The organism is Dactylosporangium sp. NPDC006015 (assembly GCF_040614215.1).
Taxonomy (GTDB): Bacteria; Actinomycetota; Actinomycetes; order Mycobacteriales; family Micromonosporaceae; genus Dactylosporangium; species Dactylosporangium maewongense.
In genome coordinates, this window is the sequence record NZ_JBEXUD010000002.1 from 677,996 (window position 1) to 703,043 (window position 25,048).

Below are 25,048 nucleotides of genomic sequence, written 5' to 3' on the forward strand. Positions count from 1 at the left end.
GTCGGTCGCCCAAGCGTTGAATGCGCAGGGATCCGACGGGCAGGAAATCGAGGGCTGGGGGGTTCGCCCGCCCGCGCGGCCCGTGCCCCAGCCGCGGGTCGACAACCCGGCCGAAACGACACGCGGCACCACGGTGGACTTTCGCGGCAGCGGCCCAGTCGATCGCGCATCTACCGGTACTGTTTACGGCCGGGGCGGAAAACCGGTCGTGCCCAGAGCCGATTCACAATCCGCTGCAGACGAAGCGAAAGCCGAGACGAGAGCAGATATGAGGTCCGAGCGACGGAGCAGTCCGTCCCCCCGGCCACACCCGTCCGTCGTCACCGCGGATACCGAGGGCGCCATGACAGACGCGTATGTTTCACGTGAAACCGAAGACCCCCCGCTGGCTCAGGAGGCAAAGCGCGCCGTGGAGATCCTCAACCCGAGCGGGGAGATCACGATGCCCCGTCCGCCACGGCGGCGCACGATGTGTGTGGCGAACCAGAAGGGCGGCGTGGGTAAGACCACCACGGCGGTCAACATCGCCGTCGCCCTGGCGCTGCACGGCAATCGTGTCCTGGTGATCGACCTCGACCCGCAGGGCAACGCTTCCACTGGTCTGAACGTCCCCCACCATTCCGGTGTGCCGGACGTCTACGACTGCCTGATCGACGGCGCGCCGCTCGACGCGGTGACCCAGCAGGTCGAGGGCATCCCGAACCTGTGGGCCGTGCCCGCGACGATCGACCTCGCCGGCGCCGAGATCGAGCTGGTCTCGGTCGTCGCCCGTGAGTCGCGCCTCAAGCGGGCGATCGAGGCCGGCGGGAGCAACTACGACTACATCTTCATCGACTGCCCTCCGTCGCTCGGCCTGCTGACGGTCAACGCGCTCGTCGCGGCCGAAGAGGTCCTGATCCCGATCCAGTGCGAGTACTACGCCCTGGAAGGCGTGCAGGCCCTCACGAACAACATCGAGCTTGTGCGGTCGCACCTCAACCCGAAGCTCGACATCTCGACGGTGCTGTTGACGATGTACGACCGGCGGACCCGCCTCGCGGATCTCGTCGAGCAGGACGTCCGGAACCACTTCGGCGAGAAGTGTCTGAACGCGGTCATCCCCCGCAACGTTCGCGTGTCCGAGGCGCCGAGCTACAGCCAGTCCGTGATGACGTACGACCCGGGCTCCCGCGGTGCGGTGAGCTACTTCGAGGCGGCGCAGGAGATCGCGCTGCGCGGTGCGCACGATGCGCAGGTTGGAGGAGTGGCATGAAGTCGAACCGACGTGGAGGTCTCGGACGGGGGCTCGGCGCCCTCATCCCCACCGCCGCGCCGGCGGCCGAGAGCGCGACGGGCGGCACCGCCACCGCGCTGGCGACTCCCCCGGCCGAGACCGACGCCCCGACCAACGGCGTGACCGCCGTCGACTCCCCGGTGGAGCAGCTCGCTCCGGTGCCGGGCGCGCGGTTCGCCGAGATCTCGGTGACGTCGATCGTGCCGAACCCGAAGCAGCCCCGGCAGGTCTTCGACGACGATGCGATCGAGGAGCTGAAGACCTCGATCCAGGAGGTCGGCTTCCTGCAGCCGATCGTCGTCCGCGAGCTCACCGAGCCGGTTGAGTCGGACGACGAGTCAGGCGCGCAGAAGAAGTACGAACTTGTGATGGGCGAGCGTCGCTGGCGCGCGGCCCAGGCGCTCGGCAAGGAAGCGATCCCGGCCATCGTCCGCGAGACCCGCGACGACGCGATGCTCCGCGACGCGCTCCTCGAGAACATCCACCGCGCCAACCTCAACCCTCTGGAAGAGGCGGCCGCGTATCAGCAACTCCTTGAGGAGTTCGGCGCGACCCACGAGGAACTGGCGCGGCGCATCGGCCGGAGCCGCCCTCAGATCTCGAACACGATCCGCCTCCTGAACCTGCCCGCTCAGGTACAGCGTCGCGTCGCCGCCGGCGTGCTGTCCGCCGGGCACGCCCGCGCGCTTCTCGGACTCGACAACTCCGAGGAGCAGGAGACGCTCGCGCATCGGATCGTCGCGGAGGGCCTGTCGGTCCGGGCGACCGAGGAGATGGTCTCGCTCGCGGTGTCCGAGGGCGCCACGGCGAAGAAGGCGGCGCCGCAGCGGCGGGCCAAGCCGCACGCGCCGGCGCTGTCGGACCTCGCCGACCGGCTGTCGGACCGGTTCGACACGCGGGTGAAGGTGGACATCGGCCAGCGCAAGGGACGGATCACGATCGAGTTCGCGACCGTGGACGACCTGGAGCGCATCGTCGGCATCATCGGTGTCGACCAGCGCGGCCAGCAGCGGGAGCAGTAGTACTGAGATTCTCGGCCGCGGCGACGTCCGCGGTGAACGATCCGGCCGACGGTCCGGGCAGCTGCAGAACGGAGCAGCGGCCCGGACCGCGGTGTATCTGGGCGAAGTTCGCCCGGGAGACCGCGGCGTTGAGATGTTGCGACCCCGGGCGGCGGCGGTCGCGGCACGACGGGGGGCGTGGCTTCGAGCAAGAACGTGCGGCTGTTTGACGTCGGTCGCGTCGGTGAGAGGGTCCGCATGTGGTCGCGGCGATCGGGCGCGTCTACGGAACGGTCACGCTCGACCGGAGGGCCGTCGTGGCCCGTCGGGTGGGTGAGGGGGCGCGCTGACCGTAGCAGCGCTTGGCGGTGTGTCTGAATGACTTGCGAAGGGTGCCGCCGGAGCGGCCGGGTACGGGCGACGGGCTGGCGCTAGTCGTACAAACGCCGAAAACGCCAATCAGAACGGCTGGGGGCGAAATCTTGGGGTGTTTGGATTCCGCCTCAGGATCGTTCTGGGGGAACTTTATCCACAGGGGTTATCCACAGGCTCGCCGTTTCACGTGAAACCGCGTGGTAGAGGGCTTAGGTGCCTGTGGACGAAGGTCCCTGGGGTGCACTGTCCACAGGGTGCGGACAGCGGGGTTGCGATTGGGCTAGGGTCGGCTCGTGCCCGAGACGCCATCGCAGCTGCCCTCGTTTACCTACTGGCCCACGTTCCCGTTCGAGGGTGACCTCCGGGTGAAGCGTCTGCTCGACCCGGTGCCGATCGAGCCGCCGCGGCATGGGGACAACCCGGCGGAGTGTCGGGCGTGTGGTGCGCCGGACGAGGCATACATCTGGGTAAGCGACCGGTGGCGGGTGCGCAGCCTCGACCGGCCGACCGGGCTGCCGGCCGTGCTGATCCTCGAGTCGCGGTCGCACCTCGACCTCGGCGATCTGCCCAACATGCTCGCCGCCGAGCTCGGCGTGATGACGGTGCGGCTGGAGCGGGCGATCCGGTCGCTCGACGGGGTGGCGCGCGTCCACGTGAACCGGTGGGGCGACGGCGCCGCGCACCTGCACCTGTGGTTCCTCGCGCGGCCGTACGGGCGGCTGCAACTGCAGGGGACGTTCCTCGCGCTGTGGGACGACATCCTGCCGCCGATCCCGGAAGACCAGTGGCGGGAGAACCTGGCGCTGGTCGCCGCCTGGCTTGCGGAGTTCGGCGGGCGACCCCTCGCCGAGCCGCCGCGGATCAACTGGACGGCGCCGGCGCGGTTCCGCGAGGAGGCGGCGCTCGGAGACGCGGGGATTCACGTGGACCCGCCGGAGCCGGCGGCGGCGAGCGAGCCTTCTGTCGGCGATGGCGGCGTCGGTACGGCCGGAAGCACCACAACGCCCGCAGCGGGCGCAGCGGCTCCCGGTCCAGCGACATCCGGCCCAGCAGCGCCCGGCGCGGCAGCGGCGACCGGAGCGGCCACGGGGCCGGGTGCAGCGGGGTCAGGTGCGGCGGCGGCGCCTTCCCAAGGAGGAGATGCGGCGCCGGTGCTGGACAAGAAGGAGCCAGACGCCCTGTGACCTGGCCGCGGCGCACGGTGCTGCTGAGGCAGATGAGCCGCAGGGGCGGCGCCGATCGAGGAACTCTCGCCGGATGACTCCCGCGGCCCGTGATCGGTGCGTACCATCATGACGGTTGACCGTACGTAAGCAGCGCGCGCGGAGATGGGCCAATGTCGCGACGTCTCGTGAGTTTGACGCTCGACACCCTCGAGGATCTACCTCGATCGTGCCGTGCCTGCGTCTTCTGGGAGCTCGACCCGGTAGCCGCCGACAGAGCCTGCGCCAACGGCGACCCAGGCCTCGAAAAAGAGGCCTGGGTGTCGCAGACGCTGCTCGAGTGGGGCTCCTGCGGCAAGCTGGTGTATGTCGACGGGATGCCGGCGGGGTTCGTGATGTTCGCTCCCCCGGCGTACGTGCCGAGGTCGATGGCGTTCCCGACCTCGCCGGTGTCACCCGACGCGGTGCTGCTGATGACCGCGCACGTGGTGCAGCCGTTCGCGGACGGCGGGCTGGGGCGGATGCTCGTCCAGGGCGTCGCGCGTGACCTGACGAAGCGCGGCGTGAAGGCGATCGAGGCGTTCGGCGACGCGAAGTTCGGCGAGGTCGACGAGGCCGGCCGCAACGAGCAGGGCTGCCTCGCGCCGGCGGACTTCTTCACCTCGATCGGGTTCAAGACCGTGCGGCCGCACCCCCGCTACCCGCGGCTGCGGCTGGAGCTGCGCACCGCGCTGTCGTGGAAGTCGGACGTCGAGTATGCGCTGGAGAAGCTGCTCGGCTCGATGAGCCCCGAGTCGCTGCTCCGCCCTGTGCTGCCGGTGCGGCCGGCGACCCGCACCATGCAGCCCTGAGAGGCCCGGACCACGCGGCCCTGAAGGGCCGTCCAAGACGAACAGTGCCTCCCGGCCTGAACGGCGGCCTGGGAGGCACTGGTGGGCGCTGGAAGCGCCTCAGACGGCGTTGTTGGTCAGGGCCCGCAGCAGGCTGACGTCGATGGAGCCGGTCGGCACGTCGATCTCGACCGGCAGGTACATGCGCTGCACCGCGGCCATCATCGCCTCGACGACCCGCTCGCGGAACGCCGGGTCGATGAGCCGCTCGCGGTCGGTCGGCGAGGTCAGGTAGCCCACGTCCACCCGGACGGCGGGCATCCGGCTGAGGCGCAGCAGCTCCCACGTCTTCGCGTGCGTCTGGCAGTCGCGGAGCCCGGTGCGGACGACGATCTCGCGCTGCACGAGCTTGGCGAGCCGCTCGCCGACGATCGACGTCGGGCCGGAGACGGTGCCGTAGTGGTAGGTGGCGACGCCCTCGGCCTCGGGGTTGCGGTAGCCGTCGAGGTGGATCGAGATGAGAAGGTCGGCGCCGAGCTCGTTGGCCAGCTGGACCCGGTCACGGTCACTGAGAGCCGCCGTGGGCTGCGGACCCCTGGTGAGGTTCACCCGCATGCCCGCGGCCGCCAGACGGCCTTCCAGACGGGCTGCGAGGTCATATACGAGGTCCGCCTCCGCCCACCGGAGCGGACCGTCGGGGACGACGTGCCCGGTGTCGGGTCCGCCGTGGCCCGGGTCGATGACGATGCGCTTGCCGAGCAGGGTCGGGCCGGAGGCGCGGAAGGCCTCCGCCTCGCGGAGCAGCTGCGGGCGGCCGCCGATCACCTTGCGGCCGAGGCGGCGCAGCGCACCGACCGTGGCCGGCCCGCACTCGCCGTCGGGCCGCAGGCCGACCTCGCGCTGGAACTGTGCGACGGCGTGCGCCGTGCGGCTGCCGTAGATCCCGTCGGCGCGTCCAGGGTTGAAGCCCATCTCCAGCAGGCGCTCCTGCAACTGACGGACGTCGTCGCCGATGTACGGGTCGCCGACGGTGTGGAACAGCGCCCGCTGCCCCAGCCGCCACCGCGCCGCGTCGAGGGACCGCCACGTCTCGTCGCCGACCGCGCCGTCGACCGTCAGGCCGTGGCTCTGCTGAAACGCGCGGACCGCGCGCTCGGTGGCCTCGTCGAACTCGGGATCGGTCTGAGGTGCGGTGTCAGCCAGCAGATCCAGCACGACAAGAATGCTGCGGATCTCGGCGACCGCCGCTCCCCGCGCCCCGCGCCGGATTGCCCGCATGTGGTCCTCCTGAAAAAGCCAGCGAATGCACCGCAGCGTACCGCTCACGGCACAGGGACGCGTCATCACGCGGCCATTGACGAAAACGCGCCCCGCCTTACCTGAAGGCGGGGCGCATCAATGCTTGTGGCTGGCCTCAGGCTGGCTCGAGCGCAGACTCGATGAGCCGCACCAGTGCGCTCTTCGGGCTCGCGCCGACGACCGACCGGAAAGGCTCGCCGTCCTTGAACACGGTGAGTGTCGGGACGGACAGCACCTGGTAAGCGCGGGCCGTCTCCGGGTTGCTGTCGATGTCGACCTTGACGATCTTCACCTTGTCGGCGAGGTCGCCCACGGCGATCTCGTTGAGCATCGTCTCGATCTTCCGGCACGGCTGGCACCACTCAGCCCAGAAGTCCACCAAAACCGGAATATCGGATTTGAGGACGTCAGCCTCGAAGGTCTTGTCGCTGACCGGCTGGATGGCTCCCATGCGCACTCCTCTACCTGTTGTGAAACTGTCGTGCTCCGCGTTTGAGTTACAGCGTGGCGATGTAGCGCTCGGCATCGAGGGCTGCCGCGCAACCGGTGCCCGAGGCGGTGATCGCCTGCCGGTAGGTGTGGTCGACCAGGTCACCGGCGGCGAACACGCCCTCGATGTTGGTGCGGGTGCTCGGCGACGCCACCTTCACGTAGCCGGCGTCGTCCAGCTCGACCTGGCCGCGGAACAGCTCGCTGCGCGGGTCATGGCCGATCGCCACGAACACGCCGGCCACCTCGAGGTCGGTCTCCTCGCCGGTGTTGACGTCCTGCACGCGCAGGCCGCCGACGCGGCCGCCGCGGTCGAGGACCTCGGTCACCACACTGTTCCACCGGACCTGGATCTTCTCGTTGGCCAGCGCGCGCTCCGCCATGATCTTGCTGGCACGGAACGATTCGCGCCGGTGCACGATCGTCACCGACTTGGCGAACCGGGTGAGGAACGTCGCCTCCTCCATCGCCGAGTCACCGCCGCCGACGACCACGATGTCCTCGTTACGGAAGAAGAAACCATCACAGGTGGCACAGGACGACACGCCCCGCCCGAGCAGCTCCTGCTCCCCCGGGACGGAGAGCGGGCGCCAGGCGGAGCCGGTCGACAGGATGACGGCGCGGGCCTGGTATTCGGTCTCGCCGACCCACACGCTCTTCACGGGGCCCTCCAGGGCCACGCGGGTCGCGTCGTCGGTGACGAACTCGGCCCCGAAGTGCTCGGCCTGCTTGCGCATGTTGTCCATGAGCTCCGGGCCGAGGATGCCGTCGGGAAAACCGGGGAAGTTCTCCACCTCGGTGGTCGTCATCAGCGCGCCACCTGACGTGACGCCTTCGATCACCAGCGGCTTGAGGTTGGCCCGGGCCGCATAGACGGCAGCCGTATACCCGGCGGGGCCGGACCCCACGATGATCAGGTTGCGGACCTCGTCCACGGTCGACTCCTCGAGTTAAGCCTGTGCCAGCAAAACGTCATCCTACGAACCGATGATTCCCGTTGTGGGGTGACGCGTGTGCCACATCACCACTACGGTCAGACAGTGCCGCGGTAAAGCTCGTCGGCGATCGCCCCGCCGATGCCGCAGTCCGGCCCGACCGCGATGACCAGACGTTTGCCGGCCCCGACCCGCGTGCCGTCGACGATGACGACCAGCGCCGGCTTCCCCTCGAACCGGGCGTAGTCGACCACTGCCACCTGACCACCGTATTCCCCGACCACGGCGTTGAGGCAGGCGGCCCTGGCCACCGGGTCCGTGAGCCGCCGCAACGCCTCAGGCACGCCGGCCGGCGGCTTCGCCGACTTGGCCACGTCGGTGCCGCGGCTGCCTTCGACGTCGGGCATCATCGCGGCGGACGATGGCGACCCCAGGGCCAGCTGGCCGACCGTGCCGGGCCCGTAGTCCTGGCCGGATGCCACGAGGGCGGCGTCGGAGCGGGTGGACGCCCTGGTGCCGCCCGAGCTCGAAGCGGGCCCTACCTGTGGCGCCGCGCCGTTGTTCCTGCCGCCGTCGGCCGCGGACATGCCCGGGCTGTTGGTGATGGTCTGCTCGCTCACGACCAGGCTCACGCCGAACCCGCCGCAGATCAGCACCGCGGCGGCCGTCGCCAGCCCGACCGCCCACCGCTGCCGCCGGTGCCGGCGCGCCTCGCGGGCCCGGGCGAGGTCGAGCACCGGTGCGTCGGAGGTCGGTGCGACGACCGCGGCCTGCAGCGCGGCATTCAGCCTGTGCTCGACGTCCGGCGGCACGGCCGGCGTCTCGGCGCCCAGGGCGGTCAGCTCGTCCCGGACGGCCACCTCGGCGGTGACGAGGGCCGCATACGCCTCGGCCCAGCTCGCGTCGGTGCTGACCCGGCGGCGCACGTCGTCCGCCTCGGGGGTGCCGTCCAGCGCGCCACCGACGAAGTCGGCGAGCAGGTCGAAGTCGGCGTCGGAGAACATCGTCACGAGCCGCCCTCCTTCCTGATCGCCGCGGCTCCAGTCGCTGTCTCAGCGCTGCTCGGTGATGGGACGCCGCCGGTGCCGACCGGGTTCCGCAGGTGGCCGAGCATCACAGCGAGGCGGGCCCGCCCGCGCGCGCACCTGCTCTTGATGGTGCCCTCCGCGACGCCCAGGATCACGGCCGCCTCGGCCACGGAGTATCCCTGCACGTCGACGAGCACGAGCGCCGAACGCTGGTCGACGGCCAGCTGCTGCAGCGCGTGCTGCACGTCCATGGCCGTGTCGCGGTCGGTCGCCGGGGCGGGTGTGACGTCTGTCTCGGGCAGCGGCACGGTCGGCCGCGACTGCCGGCGCCGCATCCGGTCCAGGCAGGCGTTGACCACGATGCGGTGCAGCCACGTCGTGACCGCCGAGTCGCCCCGGAAGCTGCCCGCCGCCCGGAACGCGGACAGCAGCGCGTCCTGGAGCGCGTCAGCGGCCTCCTCGCGGTCGCCCAGGGTCCGCAGGGCGACCGCCCACAGCCGGTCACGGTGCCGCCGGACGATCTCCGCGAACGCGTACGGATCGCCCGCGGCGTGGGCATGCAGAAGCGCGGTGTCATCCGGCGTCTGACGCACGCCCGGCTCCGCCTCCACGGCTGGCACCTTATCGACCGCGAACGGCTTGTGGGGACTACTGGACTCGAACGGTTATCTCGGCGATGGCAACTCGATAACCGCTGCCGCTGCTCTCCTTGGGCAACTTCGTGATCCAGACAAGCAGGTAGCGCGTCGGCTGCGCCGGACCCACGTACAGGTTCGTGGGGTCCATCGCGGCCTTCGCCGTGTTCTCGACCACCTTGTACTGGTCGACGGTCTGCTGGTCCTGCGTGGCGCCGCTACCGAAGTCGGTGGTGCCGGTGCGCAGCTCACCGCTGGCCCCCGGGGTGGCGAGCTTGACCTCCACGGACACGATCTGCCTCGCCTCGCCGAGGTCGAGCCAGACGCCCATGCCGTCTTTCTTGCCACCGAAGTCGGCCTTCGGGTATCGCTCCGTGCGCCAGGTCGTCTCGGTGTTGGCGTCGATCGTCTTCTCGGCGTCCTTGACCTCGGACCGGTTGCCCTTCGGGTCGACGATCCGGACCTGGGACGACTTGAGCGTCAGCACCGTCGGCTGGCCGGCCGGCGGCTTCGCCTGCTGCGGCGCGCTGCTGCCCGCTGTGGAGGGGGGCGTCTCACTGGGCGTCGCCGGGTCGCCGAGGACCTTCGCCGCGGCGAGCGTGCCGGCCAGCGCCAGCACGAGCAGGCCCACGACGCCCACGGCCAGCTTCCGCCCTGCGGGCTTCGGCGGCGCGGTGGACTGCGACGCGGCGTCGAACGCCTCGAAGTCGAGCTGCTCGCCGCCGCGCTCTGCGCCGCCCTCGGCCAGGTCGCTCTCGTCGAACTGCCCGAACGAGGCGAGCTCCCCGGCGAGCGACTCCGCCGACGGCAGCGGCAGGTCAGGGTTGAGCAGGTCCGTCACCAGCGAGTCGAGATGCGTCGGCACGCCGGCCCGCACCTGCCGCGGCGCCGCCAGCGCGCCGGAGCTGTCCCGCACGCCGTCCGGCACCGAATAGGTGCCGGCCTCGCGGTGCGGCCAGTATCCCGTCAGCGCGCAGTAGAGCACCGCACCGATGGCCCGGATGTCCGTCTCGGGGGTCGCCAGGTCGTCGGCCCGCGCGTCGGTCAGCACGACCCGTCCGTCGTGCGCGACGAGCACCGTGCCGGGGTGCACGTTGCCGTGCGCCATCCCCGTCCCGTGCAGCGACGCCACGGCGTCCGTGACGGCCCACGCGATCGCCACCGACCGCCCCGCGTCCAGCGGACCCGACGCCACGATTTCGCGCAGCGCGATCCCGTCGACCCACTCCCGGACCACATAGGCCCGGTGGCCCTCGTCGATCGCGTCATAGACGCCGACCAGGTGCGGGTGGACGATCCGGCTGGCGGCCACGGCCGCGCCCAGCATCTCCTTGGCGCTCTCCCCACCGGGGTAGCGCAAGACGACCGCCACCGGCCGCCGCAGGATCACGTCGATCCCGCGATACAGCTGACGGCCCAATGAGTCGTTGCCGATGTGCTCTTCGAGCTGGTATCGCTCGGCAAGGATTTCACCGACGGATGGGGTGCCGAAGGTCAGGACCTGCGGAATTCCTCCCGAGGCCTCCAGCCCTTCGTCGAGCTCAGCCACCCGTCCTCCCTTCCGATTCGTGTGCTCACCTGGGGCGTCCGTCGTAACGCGAGTCGCAGTCACTAAGCCTAAGCGCTCCGGCGGGGCGTCGAGGTTGACCTTACCGGTCAGGTCTAAGGGTTCCGACACGTCATCTTCTCCGGACCACCCACGGCGATGCCAATTGATCACCCATGCCTGGACATAGCGGTCATATACCTTTCACCCGCCTTTCACCGGCTCGCCCCGTCTCGCGATCCGCCCACCGGCGGGGAACGGCGCGACTCGACGGACCCGGAAGCGCTCCGCCCCGGGAACCGGTTTGAGGACGGTCATCGGCCCAGCTTGCCCTTGATCAGGCCGGCGAACTGACGGACCTCGGGCACGCGGAGGGCCAGGGCGGTCGCAGCGTAGGCGGCCAGCAGGACGGCGCAGCCCACGAGGAGCTGCACGAAGCTGGTGATCTTGCCCGGGTCGAGGATCTTGCCGATGGCCCAGGAGACGGCGAGGGCGAGGACACCGCCGACGGCCGCGGCGGCCGCGAGCCGGCCCAGGGTGTCGGCGACCTTCGCCAGGCCGAGCCGGCCCAGGCGGGTGCGCAGCAGCCAGTAGCCCATCACCAGGGCCGCGACGAACGAGAGCGCCGTGCCCACCATCAGCGAGGCCGTCACGGCCGCGATCGGCAGGACGAAGTAGAAGGCGACGTCCAGCAGCAGTCGGACGGCCACGCCGCCGATGTTGACCAGGGCGGGCGTGCGCGTGTCGCGCATCGCGTAGAAGACGCTGGTCTGCATCTGGCTCAGCGCGAACGGCAGCAGGCCCAGCCCCGCCGCGCTCACCACCCAGCCGGTCGCGAGGGCGGTGTCGTAGTCATACTGCCCCCAGTTGAACAGCGTGACGGCGAGCGGCTGGCCCAGCACCAGGTAGATGGCGGCGGCCGGGATGAGGATCACCGACGCCAGCCGGGTGCCCTGGGAGAGCTGGTCGGTGACGTCGCCGAACCTGCCGTCGGCCGCGGCGGACGAGATGCGCGGCATCAGCGCGGTGATCACGGAGACGGCGACGATGCCGTGGGCCATCATGAAGATCAGGAACGCGTTGTTGAAGATCGCGGGGCCGTCGCCGCCACGCAGGGAGTTGTTCTTCGCGAGGACCATCACGACCGTGATGCCGATCTGGTTGACCCCGACGTAGAGCAGCATCCAGGTGCCGAGGCGGGCCAGCTCGCCCAGGTTGAGCTTGCCGAAGTCGAAGCGCCACTTCCAGCGGAAGCCCGTCTTGCGCATCGCCGGCCACAGGCCCAGCGATTGGATCACGATGCCGAGCGTGGTGCCGATGCCGAGCACCAGGACCTGCGGCAGCGTGATCGACTCGGGCGTCGGCAGGTTGGGGCCGGGCAGCAGCACGAAGATGCCGGCCGTGGCGATGATCACGAAATTGTTGAGGATCGGTGTCCACATGGGAGCGGCGAAGTGCCCCCGCACGTTGAGGATCGCGGCGAAGATGCCGGCCAGCCCATAGAAGAAGATCTCGGGCAGCAGCAGATACGCCAGCAGCGTGATCAGGTCGCGGTCGGTCGCCGTCACCCGGTCGTTGCCCACCGTGTAGACCGCGGTGAGCAGCGGCGCGGCCAGGACCACCACCAGCGTCGCCGCGCCGAGCGAGACCACCGCCAGGGTCAGCAGGCGCTGCGCATAGGCCTCGCCCCGGTCGGGCTCCTGCTTGCGCGCCCGCACGAGCGTCGGGATCAGCACGCTGGCCAGGACGCCGCCGAGCAGGAGCTCATAGATCTGGTTGGGCAGGTTGTTGGCCAGCGTGTAGTCGTCGCCGACGGCGAAACCGCCGATCGCGGCCGAGATCGCCGCGGCCCGCAGGAAGCCGGTGGCACGGCTCACCAGGCTCAGGATCGCCATGGTGCTGCTGTTGCGCACGACCGTGCCGGTGCTCTCGTCGTCGCCGGGCCCGGAAGCAGGCCCGGGCGCCGGCACCGACTGCTCCACCTGAGGGGCGTCCGAGGTGACCTCGGGGGCGGGCGTGAACAGTGGCAGGCTGACCGTGGGCGCGTTGGCCGGGTCGAGCGGCTGGGTCGGCAGGTCGCCGTGCGGGTCAGGCGCTCTGTGGGCGCCCCCGGTCACCGGCCGCAGCACCGCCGTCGGCTCGTTGCTCCAGCGCCCGTCGTCTGCCGGGTCCATCCGCCACACCCCAACTCGGCCGTGCTTACGCTCGCAGCACAGACCATAGTGGCACCCCCCGACATTTCCACCGCCCGACCGAGGAGCCGACAAATCGCGAGACCGGTCGCCGACACGGCGACTACCCTCGGTGTCCGCTCCTTGCCCACCGCACATGCCCTCGCGATAGGCTCACCGACCGATGTCCGAAACCACACGAACCGACGCCGCTCGGGCCGAAGCCGCACGGGCCGAAGCCGCGCGCGCCGGGAGCACCCGCGCCCTCACCGACGCCCAGCGCCGTGCCGTGCACGAGCTGATGCGCGTCTCCCCCGTCGCCGACGAGCTCGGCCGCCGGTTCGCTGCGGCAGGGCACGAGCTGCACCTCGTCGGCGGTTCGGTGCGTGACGCGCTCCTCGGGCGCCTCGGCGACGACCTGGACTTCACCACCGACGCCCGGCCCGAGGAGACGCTGCGGATCATCGACGGCTGGGCCGAGGCGGTGTGGACGACCGGCCAGGAGTTCGGCACGATCGGGCTCGCCCGCAAGGGCCTGCGCATCGAGGTCACCACGTTCCGCGCCGACGCCTACGACCGCGTCAGCCGCAACCCGATCGTCCAGTACGGCGACAACCTGGTCGACGACCTGCGCCGCCGTGACTTCGCCGTCAACGCGATGGCCGTCTCGGTGCCGGGGCACGAGTTCACCGACCCGTACGGCGGCCTCACCGACCTCGCCGAGCGTGTCCTGCGCACGCCGGGCGCCCCGGAGGAGTCGTTCGCCGACGATCCGCTGCGGATGCTGCGGGCCGCACGGTTCGCCGCGCAGCTGCAGTTCACCGTCGCGGCCGAGGTACGGGCGGCGATGACCGCCATGGCCGGCGACCTCGCACGGATCACGGCCGAGCGGATCCGCGACGAGTTCGTCAAGCTCATGTGCGGCGCCGACCCGATCACGGGCCTGCGGCTGCTGGTCGACACCGGCCTGGCCGAGACGTTCCTGCCGGAGGTGACCGGTCTCAAGCTGGAGATCGACGAGCACGCCCAGCACAAGGACGTCTACGAGCACACCTTGATCGTCGTCCGCAACGCCATCGGCCACGAGAGCGACGGCCCGGACTTCACGCTGCGCATGGCCGCGCTGATGCACGACGTCGGCAAGCCGGCGACCAAGGCGGTCGGCCCGGACGGCGGCGTCAGCTTCCACCACCACGAGGTCGTGGGCGCGCGGCTGACCAAGCAGCGGATGAAGGCGCTCAAGTTCCCCAAGGACGTGATCTCGGACGTCTCAGAGCTGGTCATGCTGCATCTGCGCTTCTACGGGTACGGCCGCGGCGAGTGGACCGACTCGGCGGTGCGCCGCTACGTGACCGACGCCGGGCCGCTGCTGTCGCGCCTGCACAGCCTGACCCGGTCGGACGTGACGACCCGCAACCGGCGCAAGGCGGCGCAGCTCGCGGCCGACTACGACGCGCTGGAGGCCCGGATCGCCCGGATCGCCGCCGAGGAGGACCTGGCCCGCGTCCGGCCCGACCTCGACGGAAACGCGATCATGGAACTGCTCGGGGTGCCGCCCGGCCCGCTCGTGGGTCGAGCCTGGCGGCACCTCAAAGAGCTGCGGCTGGAGCGCGGCCCGCTCGACCGGGACGAGGCCGAGGCCGAGCTGCTGCGCTGGGCTGCCGCCGAGGGCCTCACGAAACCCTGATCTCCGTGATCTTCACGGCCAGTTTCGGCGCGCCGTCGGCACCCCCCGTGGTGGTGCCGGCGGCGGCGATCCGGTCCAGCAGGTCCAGACCGCTCGTCACCTGGCCGAACACGGAGTAGTCCGGCGGGATGGCACTGTCCTTGTAGACAATGAAGAACTGCGAGCCGTTCGTGCCCGGCCCGGCGTTCGCCATGGCGAGCGTGCCCCGCGGGTACGGCGGCAGCGTCGTCGGCAGGTTCTCCTCGCCGAACTGGTAGCCGGGCGTGCCGGTCCCCGTGCCGCCCGGGTCGCCGCACTGCAGCACCCACAGCCCCTCGGTCGTGAGCCGGTGGCAGGGCGTGTCGCTGTAGAAGTCGTCCCGGGACAGGTGGACGAACGAGTTGACCGTGCAGGGCGCCCGGTCGGCGTACAGCTGGATCCCGATCGCACCGAGGTTGGTCTCCAGCGTGGCGTTCGGCTTGCCGGTCAGCGTCGCGCGCGGCGCGGGCGTGGCCACCAGGCGGGGCTCGCCGCCGCCGCGGTCCGCGGGCGAGTACGTGCACGTCACGCCCGCACCGGGAGCCGACGGGGATGCCGCGCCGTTCGGTCCGGCCGCGGGACCGCGACTCGTGCCGTCGCCGGCGCTCGGTGCGCTCTGGGTGCCCGTCTCCGCCGTCGACGCCGCCACGGAGACGACCGGACCGGCGGTGGTGTCGACCGAGTCGTTGGCCCGCACGTACAGCAGGACGGTGGCGGCTCCGCTCAGGATCAGCAGCGCGGCGGCCCCACCGACGACGGGGATGACCCAGCGCCGCCGCTTGCGCTGCCCGGGCGGACCACCAGGGCCAGAGCCAGGGCCAGGGCCGGAACCGGCCGGACCAGCGGCGGGCCCGGCGGGACCGGGTGGCTGCTGATCAAAGGAGGGGCCGCGGGAAGCGCTGGGGGAAGCGCCATAGGCGGACTCGCCCGGCGGATGGAAGTCCGGCACGTCATCGGCGGTGTACGCCGGCCGCAGCCACGCGGGGAGGGTCGGGTCCGGCGCCGACGGCGGCAACGGCTCGGCGAGCTCCTGCGGCCGCGGCGCACCGGGCCGCGGCGGCTCGTAGTCCGGCACCTCGTGCTCGGACGAAGGCTGATGGGCGGCCGACGCCAAGGACGGGAACCCGTACACGGGCTCCCGGTACTCGTACTCCTCGTACGCGTCGGGATCGTGCGCGCGGGACGGCAGCGACGGCCGCGCCGGCGGACCCGACTCCAGCTCGAACCGACGTGGACCGCGAGGGTCCTGAGCGCCGCGAGGGTCGCGAGCGCCTCGAGGGTCGTGCCCGGAATCGGGATCCGGCGGCGAAGCGGACAAAGGCGGTGGAGGTGATGACATTATGTGATCATACGATTACAAACGGTTCAAAGCGGCAGGGCCACCGCCAACGCCTTCGCCCGTTCCGCCCACGAGTGCTGCTCGGCGAACGCCTGCCGCCGGGCCACCAGCGCCGGGTCGTGCGCCTCGGCCGCCGCCTCCCGTACCGCGGCGACCACCGCCTTCGGAGTGCCGGCGATCCGCACGAGCGGGGTGTCGAGCCAGTGCACCGCCGGCAGGTCGGTGCTCACGGGCGGCTTCCCGGCCGCGAGGTACTCCAGCGTCTTGAGCGGGAACGACGCCCGGTTGAAGGGCGTGTCACGGTACGGCGTGACGCCCACGTCGATGTGCCGCAGGAACGTCGGCAGCGACTCGAACGGCTGCCGCCCGACCCAGACGACGTTGGGCCGCTCGGTCAGCGCCGGGAAGCGGTCCGGCTCCCAGCGGGCGTCGTGCGGCCCGACCAGCAGCAGCGACACTCCGTCGTCGGCTAGGGCGGCGAGCAGCTCGAAGTCGGTGCGGTCGGAGAACTGGCCGATCACCCCCGCCACTGGCCCGGTGAGCGGCTTCGGGAGCGCGGCCGGCTCGCCCGGGGTCCGGTACGCCGAGGTCTGCACGCCGTTCGGGATCAGCTCGACGCGTTTGGCGCCCAGTCCCGTCCAGCGCTCCGCCAGTACCGTGGAAACCGCCACGACCAGGTCGGCGTTGTCCAACTGGCGTCGCTCGTCCTCGGCGACCCGCGCCGCGTCGTGCCCCATGAGCTCCGCGCCGGCGACATAGTCGTCGGTGCCGTAGAGCACCTTGGCCACCCCGGGACCCCAGCTGCGCAGGACGTCGACGAGGTTGCAGGCCATCACCGCGGCCGGCCGGCGGTCGAGCTTGCGCAGCGCCCAGCGGGTCTGCGAGCGGATCAGCGCCGCGGTGCTGACCTTGATGTAGGGGCGGGTGTGCAGCGGCAGCACCCGCGGCGTCAGCCGCGTCACACCGTCGGACACCTGACGGATCTGCGGGGAGACGCCCAGGCGGGAGGCGCCGTAACGGTATCGGTCCGGAGTCGCCGCAGAGATCGGCGGATCGACCCAGAGAATGTCAGCATGTGAGGTGAGCGCCGAGGCGAGCAGCCGGTCAGAGCCGGTCACCCCGTCCCACGACGTTCCGGCAAAGACGACGACCAGCGGCTGAGGCACGGCTCACATTCTCCTGGAGGACTCCTGGCAGGTTCAACGCTGTCAGAACTCTGACCCCGGTTGCGTCGTGCATGTGGCGATTCAGCCGGTTCTGCACGTAGACCCGGTCAGCTACCGTCGCTACACGTTCCCCCCTTTCGGCCGCTCCCCGGTTGTGGGTCCGGCCACCCCTGAACAAACTCTGGAGGCAGACATGCAGCCGTGTCCTACATGCGGCGGCATGGGCATTGATACGAACGGTTACTGCACGCAGTGCCGCACCTATCGAGGCGTCCCGCAGGCGCCGCAACCGCCGGTGAGCGGCTCGCCCTACGGTGGCGACTCGTACGGCGCGCCCTATGCCGGCTACCAAAGCAGCGGACCCTCGTTCCCCGACCAGCAGGTCAGCGGGCCGGGCTACCCGGGCCAGGTCAGCGGCCAGCCGGGCTACCCCGGCCAGGTCAGCGGACCGGCCTACCCCGGCCAGGTCAGCGGACCGGCCTACCCCGGCCAGGTCAGCGGACCGCCGGCGTTCCCGCCGGCGACCTACGGCGGTCAGTACGGCGCGTCGCCGACCCCGCCGCGGCGCAACAAGTTCATGATGCCGCTGATCGCGCTGTCCGGCGTGGTCGTGGTCCTCGTGATCGCGATCGTCGCCGTGGTCGCCCTGCGCAAGGACGACGACCCGAAGAACGTCGCCGACCCGGGCAAGACCACCACCGCCGGTGCGAGCGCCGGGGCGAGCGCCAAGCCGAGCGCGGCGATCGACACCTGCCTCATCGGCACCTGGACGACGACCAGCTACAGCCAGGAAGTACCGATGGCGGGCGTCGAGGGCGGCCTCAAGCTCACGCTGGACAAGAACGGCTCGAAGCTGAAGTTCGACGCCGACGGCAACTACACCGAGACCTACGAGAACAGCCTCTACAAGGCCAACCCGACGGTCTCCGGCACGCCGGTCGCCGTGACGGTCACGGTCAACGCGACCGTCACCGCGAAGGTGCACACCACCAGCGGCAGCATCGTGTACGAGGACGTGAAGGCCACCGGCAAGATGGTGACGGCCGTTCCGTCCACCGGCTCCAGCGAGGAGGACGCGTTCTCCGCCGACGACACGCCGAGCAAGTACACGTGCAGCGGCAACAACCTGTCGTTCTCGAACACGACGACCCAGGTGCAGGCGAAGAAGGCCAGCTAGCTCAGGCCAAAGACGTGAGGCGTTTCCCGCCGGGTTGTGCGATGTCGTCGCCGACCCGGCGGGCCCACCGGCCGCCGAGCACCGCGTAGCCCGCAGCGGTCAGCACGTAGCAGATCGCCACCCCGCTGAGCACCACCGCCGACTGGCCGGTGTAGGGCAGGGTCAGCGCGCCGATGTACATGCCGGCGACCAGCATGATGTTGAACGCGGTGTCGTTGATGCTGAACACCCGCCCGCGGAACTCGTCGGCGCACTCGTGCTGCAGTGACGTGTCGGTGACGATCTTGATCGCCTGGGCCGCGAGGCTGGTGACGAAGACCGCCCCGAGCAGCAGCACCGGGTCGAAGGGCAGCCCGAAGCCGAGGATCGCCGCGCCCGTGGCCGCCAGCACGACCGTCACCCAGCGCCAGCCGCCCATCCGGCGGGCCACCGGCGGGGTCACGAAGGACGCCAGCAGCATCCCGACGCCGCCTGCGGCGAAGGCGTTGGCGATGGTACCGAAGGAGTCGCTGACCTCGCTGCCGGTGTTGAACACGGAGCGGAACAGCAGCAGGCAGGCCAGCAGGACCACGCCGTACAGCAGCCGGAACACCGCCTGCACCAGGACGAGATAGGCGGCGCCGCGCTTTGCCGCGAGGTGCCGGACCCCGGCGACGGTGCCGCGGTTGACCTCGCCGACCGCCTGCCGGATCGAGCCCTTGGTCTGCTGCGCGGCGTCGGGCCCCAATTCGTCGGCGGCGAACGACGACCGGCCGATCAGCGCGGACGCCAGGTAGAAGGCGGCCGCCATCGAGGCGACCAGCGCGTAGCCGTGGAACGACGTGGCAAGCACCGTCTTGATCAGCGTCGCGCCGACGCCGATGCCGAGGGAGAAGCTGAGCGAGCCGAGCGTCGCGGCGAACGAGTTGGCGGTCACCAGCATGTGGTCGTCGACGACGTGCGGAGTCGCCGCGGACAGCCCGGCCAGGAAGAACCGGTTCAACCCGGTGACCACGAGCGCCAGCAGGAACGGCACCGGCGACTCGTGCCCCTGCCAGATGTACAGCGCGATCGGCAGCACCAGGACGGCGCGCAGCAGGTTGGCCCGCAGGATGATCGTGCGCCGCCGCCACCGGTCGAGGAACACCCCGACATACGGCCCGATCAGCGAATACGGCAGCAGGAGGACGGCGAAGCCGGCGGCGATGGCCATGCCGCCGGCGCGCTGCTCCGGGTTGAACAACACCGTGCCGGCCAGCGCGCCCTGAAACAGGCCGTCGCCGATCTGCGCCACCATCCGCACGCCGAGCAGGCGGCGGAAGCCACGTTGCCGCAGGACCGCCCGTACGAAGTGGGACTGTGGATGAGCGGCTGCGGTGGCGGTGGACACGCCAAAAGCCTACGGCTCGTTCAGGCCTTTGGCGGCTTGACCGTACCTCGGCCGTGGGCGGGCCCGCGGTCGGCGGGCTCACCCACGGCTCCGGCGAGTCGACGGCGGCTCGGCCGTCGACGGAGTCTGTCAGGCCTGCCGGGGCTTCGGCGCTTCGACCGCGGCGCGGCCGTTGGCGGGCTCGTCCGCGACCATGCCGCTGAGGCGGCCGAGCAGTTTCGCCAGGTCGATGCCGGTCAGGTCGGTGCTGAGCTGCAGGCCCTGGGCGACGTTGCCGGCGACCGACTTCGTCAGCGACGACGCGCCGTCGGTGGAGATGACGGTCATCTTGTCGATGTTGGCCATCGGCTCGCTGGCGGCCTTGACCACCTCCGGCATCACCCGCACCAGCAGGTCCAGGATCGCGGCCTCGCCGTACGCGGCGAACGCGTCCGCCTTGAGCTTCATCGCCTCGGCCTCGGCCTGGCCGCGGGCCAGGATCGCCGACGCCTCGGCGGAACCCTCCCGCTCCAGGGCCTCGGCGATCGCGACGCGCCGGCGCTGCTCCGCCTCACCTTCCTTGGCACCCTCGATCGCGTTGGCCTCGGCGAGCGCCGCCCGGCGGGACCGCTCGCCCTCACCGGTGAGGCGGGCCTGCTCGGCGGAGCCCTGCGCCGCGGCGATGACGGACTGCCGCTGCGCGTCGGCCTTGAAGATCGCGGCGTTCTTCGCCGCCTCCGCCTCCTGCTCCACCCGGTAGCGCTCGGCGTCGGCCGGCTTGCGGACCTCGGTGTCGAGCTGGCGCTGCTTGAGCTCGGCGTTGCGCTCGGCGACCTTCTGCTGCTCGGCCAGGATGATCTGCTCGCGCTCGGCCTGGGCGAGGGGGCCGGCCGCGGCGGACCGGGCCTTCGCGGCGTCGATCTCCGCCTGGATGGAGGCCTGCTTGAGCGCCAGGTTGCGGTTGGCCTCAGCGATGGCCTCCTCCGCCTTGAGCCGCTCCGACTCGGCCGCCTGGCGTGCGTGCGCCTCGGCGATCGCGGCGTCCCGCAGCACGCGGGCGGCCTCCGGGCGGCCGAGATCCTTCAGGTAGGACCCGTCGGCGAGGATGTCCTGAAGCTGGAACGTGTCGAGCACCAGACCCTGGTTGGTCAGCGAGTGCTCCGCCTCCTCGGCGACCGCGCTGGCGAACGCGGTCCGGTCCCGGATGATCTCCTCGATGGTGAGCCGGCCGACGATCGAGCGCAGCGCGCCGGCGAGTACCTCGCTGGTGAACAGGTCGATGCCCTGCTGCTGGTTGAGGAACCGCTGGGCGGCGGCGCGGATCGCGTCCTCGGTGCCGCCGACCTTGACGATCGCGACGCCCTGCAGGTTGGCGCGGATGCCCTGCTTGCTGACCGCGCCGGTGATCTCGACGTGGATGCGGCGGCTGGACAGGTCCAGGACCTGCAGCTTCTGCACGATCGGCACCACGAACACCGAGGCGCCCATGACGACCTTCTGCCCGGACAGGTCGGTGGAGCGCGACCCGTCGAGCGCCTGCACCGACTTGCCCTTGCGGCCGGTGATGATGAATGCCTCGTTCGAGCCGGCGACCTTGATCCGCGCGACGATGAACAGCATCAGGAAGAGGATCAGCAGCACGCCGCCGCCGATCGCGATGAGCAGGACCGTATTCATATGTACGTCCCTTCTTGAAAAGGGTTTACTCGACCTACAAAGGGGTTTCTTCGACGATCACGCTGGTGGAACTGGTCGCCTCCACCACGAGGACCCGCGCGCCGAGCGCGATCGGATGGTCCGCGCGGGCGCTGAGCTTCACGGGCTGTCCGCCGAGGGATATCCGCACCTCGCCGAAACCGTTCACGGAGATGGGGGTGACGACGACGCCGATGGTGCCGATCATGTCCCGTTGCGTCGGTGTCGCGTCGGTACGCATGTTCATCGCCATCCGGGCGAGCCGGGTCGCGAACCAGGCCGTCGGAAAGGCCGCCGCGATTCCGCAGAGGGCGGCGACGGCCGAGCCCCCCGGGACGCCGAGCGCCGACACGATCGCCGCGCCGAATCCAAACGCGCCGATGAACCCGGCGATTGCCGGCAATGAGAACAGGCCGCCGGCGTCCGGATGGTCGACGTCGAGATGGAAGAGGTCGCCGAGCAACAGCGACAGGGCCAGCACGAGGACACCCAGGCCGCCGACGACCAGGAACACCACATCCATCGCGCCCCCTCCCCGTTGGAACTAGCAGGGTATCCATCCGACGCAAATCTGACACTCGCGTTTTCGGGCACAATTGACGCGTGCGTTGGGCGGAGATGCAGGCGCCGATCGATTCGGTCGGGATCGCGGTGGACGACACCGGTGTGTGCTCGGTGCGTTTCGGCGGCGCGGCGGGTCCGCTCGCCCCCGCCGGCGATCCGGTGCTGGAGCGGGCCGTCGAGGAGCTGACCGGCTACTTCGGCGGGGAGTCGGCGCCGTTCACGGTGCCGCTGTCGGTGCGCGGCGGGTCGGAGTTCGAGCGGGCCGTCTGGCGGGCGCTGTGGGCCATTCCGTATGCGGAGATGCGCACGTACGGGCAGATCGCCGCCGCGGTCGGCGAGCCGGACGGGGCCAGGGCGGTCGGGGTCGCCTGCAACCGCAACCCGCTGCCGATCATCGTGCCGTGCCATCGCGTGGTCGGCGCCGACGGGAAGATGGTCGGGTTCGGCGGCGGCATCTGGCGCAAGAAGGTGCTGCTGGAGCTGGAGGCCAAGGTCCGCATCGAGCGCGAGTTCGGCCTGTCATGAGGAACGCCCCTCTCCGGTGGTCCGGAGAGGGGCGTTCCCAGTTATGTTCCTAGTTATAAGGAGTGGTTCAGCGCTCGATCTCGCCGGCGATGAACTGCTCGACCGACTGGTGCGCGTCGTGGTCGTTGTACTGCACCGGCGGCGACTTCATGAAGTAGCTCGACGCGGACAGGATCGGGCCGCCGATGCCGCGGTCCTTGGCGATCTTCGCGGCGCGCAGCGCGTCGATGATGACGCCCGCCGAGTTGGGCGAGTCCCAGACCTCGAGCTTCAGCTCCGCGTTGAGCGGGGTGTCGCCGAAGGACTTGCCCTCGAGGCGGATGTAGGCCCACTTGCGGTCGTCGAGCCACGGCACGTGGTCCGACGGGCCGATGTGGACGTCGGACTTCGCCATCTCGTGCGGGATCTGCGAGGTCACCGACTGGGTCTTCGAGATCTTCTTCGAGACCAGGCGGGTGCGCTCCAGCATGTTCATGAAGTCCATGTTGCCGCCGAAGTTGAGCTGGTACGTGCGCAGCAGCTCGACGCCGCGGTCCTCGAACAGCTTCGCGAGGGCGCGGTGCACGATCGTGGCGCCGACCTGGCTCTTGATGTCGTCGCCGACGATCGGCAGCCCGGCGTCGGTGAACTTCTGCGCCCACTCCGGGTTGGAGGCGATGAACACCGGGAGCGCGTTGACGAAGGCGGCGCCCGCGTCGATGGCGGCCTGGGCGTAGTACTTGGCGGCCTGCTCCGAGCCGACCGGCAGGTAGCAGACGAGCACGTCGACCTGAGCCTCGCGCAGCGCGGCGGCCACGTCGACCGGCTGCTCGTCGGACTCGTCGACCATCTCGCGGTAGTACTGGCCGAGGCCGTCGAAGGTCGGTCCGCGCTGGACGGTCACGCCGGTGGGCGGCACGTCGCAGAACTGGATGGTGTTGTTCTCGCTGGCGCTGATCGCGGCCGCGAGGTCCTGGCCGACCTTCTTCGCGTCGACGTCGAACGCGGCGACGAACTGCACGTCACCGACGTGGTAGTCGCCGAACTTGACGTGCATGAGACCCGGTACCCGGTCATTCGGGTCGGCGGTGCGGTAATACTCCACGCCCTGGACCAGGGACGAGGCGCAGTTGCCTACACCGACGATGGCAACGCGGACGGAGCCCATCGCGGATGCCTCCTTCTTGTTGTTCACGATGACCGCTCCGGATCTGCCGAAGGCGGCTGAGGGGTGGTGCCATTGCGTTCGTTCGCAATGAGCTCTTCGAGCCAGCGGACCTCGCGCTCGCACGCGTCCAGGCCGTGGCGTTGCAGCTCCAGGGTGTAGGCGTCGAGCCGCTCCGCGGCCCGGCTCAGCACGTCACGCATGCCCTCGCGACGCTCCTCCACCCGGCGACGGCGGCCCTCGAGGATCCGCAGCCTGGTCGCCGGGTCGGTGCGTGCGAAGAAGGCGAAGTGGACGCCGAAGCCGGCCTCGCTGTCGTAGGTCTCGGGCCCGGCGGCGGTGAGCAGCTCCTGGAAGCGCTCCTTGCCCTCGGCGGTGATCGTGTAGACCACGCGGCCGCGCTTGCCAGTGAGCAACGGGACCTCGTCGGGTGACGCCGGCATGCCAGTCGGCGGGGCACCTTCGGTGATCCAGCCGTCCGTCTGTAGACGGCGCAGTGTGGGGTACAGGGAGCCGTAGCTGATCGCGGCCCGGAACGCGCCCAGCTTGGTCGTGAGCTGCTTACGCAGCTCGTAACCGTGCATCGGGGACTCGTGCAGGAGACCCAGGATCGCCAGTTCGAGCATTCCCGGCCTCCCTCCGTTTACCCGATCCGATGTATCGGCCCGATACATCGCAACGGTAGGCCCCCAGCCGAACGGATGCAACGCGCGTGACCAAGTGGCCTGGACCACACCTCTGATCGTCTATCCGACGGTTACCGATCGTGACCGATGTCGCCGAGCGGCGCGGGACCGCGTACCCTCGGCGCATGCGTACCCAGCGTCAGGTGGTCGACTTCTCCTTGCGGAGACGCGCCCTGCTGCGTGAGGTGCATTCCGGGCGTGTCGGCACCTATGAGGTGTGCGACGCGTCGCCATACCTGAAGAGCGCAGCGAAGTTCCACGGCGAGCCGACGGAGGAGCTGTGCCCGGTGTGCCGCCGGGAGAACCTCACCCATGTGCATTACATCTATGGGGATGAGCTGCGGCAGTCGTCGGGTCAGGCTCGCCGCCTGACCGAGCTGCCACTCCTGGCGATGACGCTGAGTGAGTTTCACGTCTACGTGGTGGAGGTCTGTCGCGCCTGCGGCTGGAACCACCTCGTGGAGCAATATCTGCTGGGGCGCGACGGCCTGACGGCCGGATCGGACGATGGAGCCGGCGGTCGGTCAACGACGCGGGTCCGAGGAGGGGCGGCCGAGTGAACCTGGCCCGCGATCGCTGCGGGCCGATTTGCATCGATGCCCTGACGAGCGGTGACCTCTCGCGGCCTCACGGCCGCTTGACGCCCGGGACCGCAGACTTTGAGACCTGACCGACGAGTGCCTCAGCTCACAGACATGGTGGCGACGGAGCATGCGACAACGACGCAACCGGCAAGGTGGGACGAATGAACTACGGTGACCCGACCAACTCCCCCTCGGGCCGGGCGCAGGTTCCTGGATCCTTTCCGGGACCAGACGGTGACGACTTCGGCGTGCCGCCCCTGCCACCGCCGCCTGCCCTGGGCCAGGACCCGCTTGATGGTCGCGATGTCCAGCCCGAGCTCCCGCAGGGTGCGCACGAACTCCAGCCGGACCAGCGAGTCGTGGTCGTAGC

Annotated in this window: 23 protein-coding genes; 8 read left to right on the forward strand and 15 right to left on the reverse strand. The window is 70.4% G+C overall.

Annotation, left to right across the window (positions count from 1 at the left end; translation table 11 throughout):
* Positions 1 to 268 precede the first annotated feature (268 nt).
* The 4 genes from ABZ321_RS06105 to ABZ321_RS06120 all read left to right on the forward strand — a co-directional run bounded on the left by ABZ321_RS06105 (position 269) and on the right by ABZ321_RS06120 (position 4,663).
* On the forward strand, positions 269 to 1,252 hold the full coding sequence (locus tag ABZ321_RS06105; protein ID WP_344508616.1) for a ParA family protein: 984 nt from the start codon (positions 269 to 271) through the stop codon (positions 1,250 to 1,252).
* On the forward strand, positions 1,249 to 2,295 hold the full coding sequence (locus tag ABZ321_RS06110; protein WP_354889672.1) for a ParB/RepB/Spo0J family partition protein: 1,047 nt from the start codon (positions 1,249 to 1,251) through the stop codon (positions 2,293 to 2,295). The genes ABZ321_RS06105 and ABZ321_RS06110 overlap by 4 nt, the downstream gene beginning before the upstream one ends.
* Positions 2,296 to 2,963: 668 nt before the next feature.
* Complete coding sequence (locus ABZ321_RS06115; RefSeq protein WP_344508617.1) at positions 2,964 to 3,833, forward strand: hypothetical protein; 870 nt, start codon at positions 2,964 to 2,966, stop codon at positions 3,831 to 3,833.
* A 152-nt stretch (positions 3,834 to 3,985) separates the two neighbouring features.
* Complete coding sequence (locus ABZ321_RS06120) at positions 3,986 to 4,663, forward strand: GNAT family N-acetyltransferase (RefSeq protein WP_344508509.1); 678 nt, start codon at positions 3,986 to 3,988, stop codon at positions 4,661 to 4,663.
* A 99-nt stretch (positions 4,664 to 4,762) separates the two neighbouring features.
* Here ABZ321_RS06120 and ABZ321_RS06125 read toward each other — a convergent pair whose 3' ends face one another.
* From ABZ321_RS06125 to murJ, 7 genes are all read right to left on the reverse strand, one after another.
* The gene (locus ABZ321_RS06125) at positions 4,763 to 5,920 is read right to left on the reverse strand and encodes an N-acetylmuramoyl-L-alanine amidase (protein ID WP_344508511.1); all 1,158 of its coding nucleotides are present in this window, start codon (positions 5,918 to 5,920) and stop codon (positions 4,763 to 4,765) included.
* Between the two features lie 136 nt (positions 5,921 to 6,056).
* Positions 6,057 to 6,392, reverse strand: a complete 336-nt coding sequence (gene trxA / locus ABZ321_RS06130; RefSeq protein ID WP_033359929.1) for a thioredoxin — start codon at positions 6,390 to 6,392, stop codon at positions 6,057 to 6,059.
* Positions 6,393 to 6,438: 46 nt separating this feature from the next.
* A complete protein-coding gene (gene trxB, locus ABZ321_RS06135; protein ID WP_354889675.1) occupies positions 6,439 to 7,365 on the reverse strand; it encodes a thioredoxin-disulfide reductase in 927 nt (308 codons plus the stop codon).
* Between the two features lie 98 nt (positions 7,366 to 7,463).
* Entirely contained in the window at positions 7,464 to 8,375 is a 912-nt protein-coding gene (locus tag ABZ321_RS06140) for a hypothetical protein (RefSeq protein ID WP_354889677.1), read from the reverse strand.
* A complete protein-coding gene (sigM, locus tag ABZ321_RS06145; RefSeq protein WP_344508519.1) occupies positions 8,372 to 9,004 on the reverse strand; it encodes an RNA polymerase sigma factor SigM in 633 nt (210 codons plus the stop codon). The genes ABZ321_RS06140 and sigM overlap by 4 nt, the downstream gene beginning before the upstream one ends.
* 37 nt (positions 9,005 to 9,041) lie before the next feature.
* Entirely contained in the window at positions 9,042 to 10,577 is a 1,536-nt protein-coding gene (locus tag ABZ321_RS06150; RefSeq protein WP_344508521.1) for a protein kinase family protein, read from the reverse strand.
* 311 nt (positions 10,578 to 10,888) lie between these two features.
* Complete coding sequence (murJ, locus tag ABZ321_RS06155) at positions 10,889 to 12,748, reverse strand: murein biosynthesis integral membrane protein MurJ (RefSeq protein WP_344508523.1); 1,860 nt, start codon at positions 12,746 to 12,748, stop codon at positions 10,889 to 10,891.
* A 181-nt stretch (positions 12,749 to 12,929) separates the two neighbouring features.
* Between murJ and ABZ321_RS06160 the strand changes: the two genes are divergently transcribed.
* Entirely contained in the window at positions 12,930 to 14,432 is a 1,503-nt protein-coding gene (locus tag ABZ321_RS06160; RefSeq protein WP_344508525.1) for a CCA tRNA nucleotidyltransferase, read from the forward strand.
* Here ABZ321_RS06160 and ABZ321_RS06165 read toward each other — a convergent pair.
* Positions 14,419 to 15,582 carry a peptidylprolyl isomerase gene (locus ABZ321_RS06165; protein WP_354889680.1) on the reverse strand — a complete coding sequence of 388 codons (1,164 nt, stop codon included), beginning with the start codon at positions 15,580 to 15,582 and terminating at the stop codon, positions 14,419 to 14,421. The two genes, ABZ321_RS06160 and ABZ321_RS06165, sit on opposite strands and share 14 nt — an antisense overlap.
* Positions 15,583 to 15,815: 233 nt before the next feature.
* Complete coding sequence (locus ABZ321_RS06170) at positions 15,816 to 16,955, reverse strand: glycosyltransferase (protein WP_354889681.1); 1,140 nt, start codon at positions 16,953 to 16,955, stop codon at positions 15,816 to 15,818.
* A 220-nt stretch (positions 16,956 to 17,175) separates the two neighbouring features.
* Between ABZ321_RS06170 and ABZ321_RS06175 the strand changes: the two genes are divergently transcribed.
* Positions 17,176 to 18,132 carry a hypothetical protein gene (locus ABZ321_RS06175; protein WP_354889683.1) on the forward strand — a complete coding sequence of 319 codons (957 nt, stop codon included), beginning with the start codon at positions 17,176 to 17,178 and terminating at the stop codon, positions 18,130 to 18,132.
* Between the two features lies 1 nt (position 18,133).
* Here ABZ321_RS06175 and ABZ321_RS06180 read toward each other — a convergent pair whose 3' ends face one another.
* The 3 genes from ABZ321_RS06180 to ABZ321_RS06190 all read right to left on the reverse strand — a co-directional run bounded on the left by ABZ321_RS06180 (position 18,134) and on the right by ABZ321_RS06190 (position 21,698).
* Complete coding sequence (locus ABZ321_RS06180; protein ID WP_344508533.1) at positions 18,134 to 19,501, reverse strand: MFS transporter; 1,368 nt, start codon at positions 19,499 to 19,501, stop codon at positions 18,134 to 18,136.
* A 129-nt stretch (positions 19,502 to 19,630) separates the two neighbouring features.
* Complete coding sequence (locus ABZ321_RS06185) at positions 19,631 to 21,157, reverse strand: SPFH domain-containing protein (RefSeq protein ID WP_344508535.1); 1,527 nt, start codon at positions 21,155 to 21,157, stop codon at positions 19,631 to 19,633.
* A gap of 34 nt (positions 21,158 to 21,191) precedes the next feature.
* Positions 21,192 to 21,698 carry an NfeD family protein gene (locus ABZ321_RS06190; RefSeq protein WP_344508537.1) on the reverse strand — a complete coding sequence of 169 codons (507 nt, stop codon included), beginning with the start codon at positions 21,696 to 21,698 and terminating at the stop codon, positions 21,192 to 21,194.
* Between the two features lie 80 nt (positions 21,699 to 21,778).
* On the opposite strand from ABZ321_RS06190, the gene ABZ321_RS06195 reads away from it, so the two are divergent.
* A complete protein-coding gene (locus ABZ321_RS06195) occupies positions 21,779 to 22,264 on the forward strand; it encodes a methylated-DNA--[protein]-cysteine S-methyltransferase (protein ID WP_354889686.1) in 486 nt (161 codons plus the stop codon).
* Between the two features lie 67 nt (positions 22,265 to 22,331).
* On the opposite strand, the gene ABZ321_RS06200 is transcribed toward ABZ321_RS06195, so the two are convergent.
* Entirely contained in the window at positions 22,332 to 23,411 is a 1,080-nt protein-coding gene (locus ABZ321_RS06200; RefSeq protein ID WP_344508618.1) for an inositol-3-phosphate synthase, read from the reverse strand.
* A gap of 23 nt (positions 23,412 to 23,434) precedes the next feature.
* Entirely contained in the window at positions 23,435 to 24,034 is a 600-nt protein-coding gene (locus ABZ321_RS06205; RefSeq protein ID WP_344508541.1) for a PadR family transcriptional regulator, read from the reverse strand.
* Positions 24,035 to 24,219: 185 nt separating this feature from the next.
* Here ABZ321_RS06205 and ABZ321_RS06210 point away from each other — a divergent pair, with 185 nt between their 5' ends.
* On the forward strand, positions 24,220 to 24,654 hold the full coding sequence (locus ABZ321_RS06210) for a DUF5318 domain-containing protein (protein WP_344508543.1): 435 nt from the start codon (positions 24,220 to 24,222) through the stop codon (positions 24,652 to 24,654).
* A 122-nt stretch (positions 24,655 to 24,776) separates the two neighbouring features.
* On the opposite strand, the gene ABZ321_RS06215 is transcribed toward ABZ321_RS06210, so the two are convergent.
* Positions 24,777 to 25,048 (reverse strand): MerR family transcriptional regulator (locus ABZ321_RS06215; protein ID WP_354889688.1); only part of this gene is annotated, 272 nt, incomplete at its 5' end.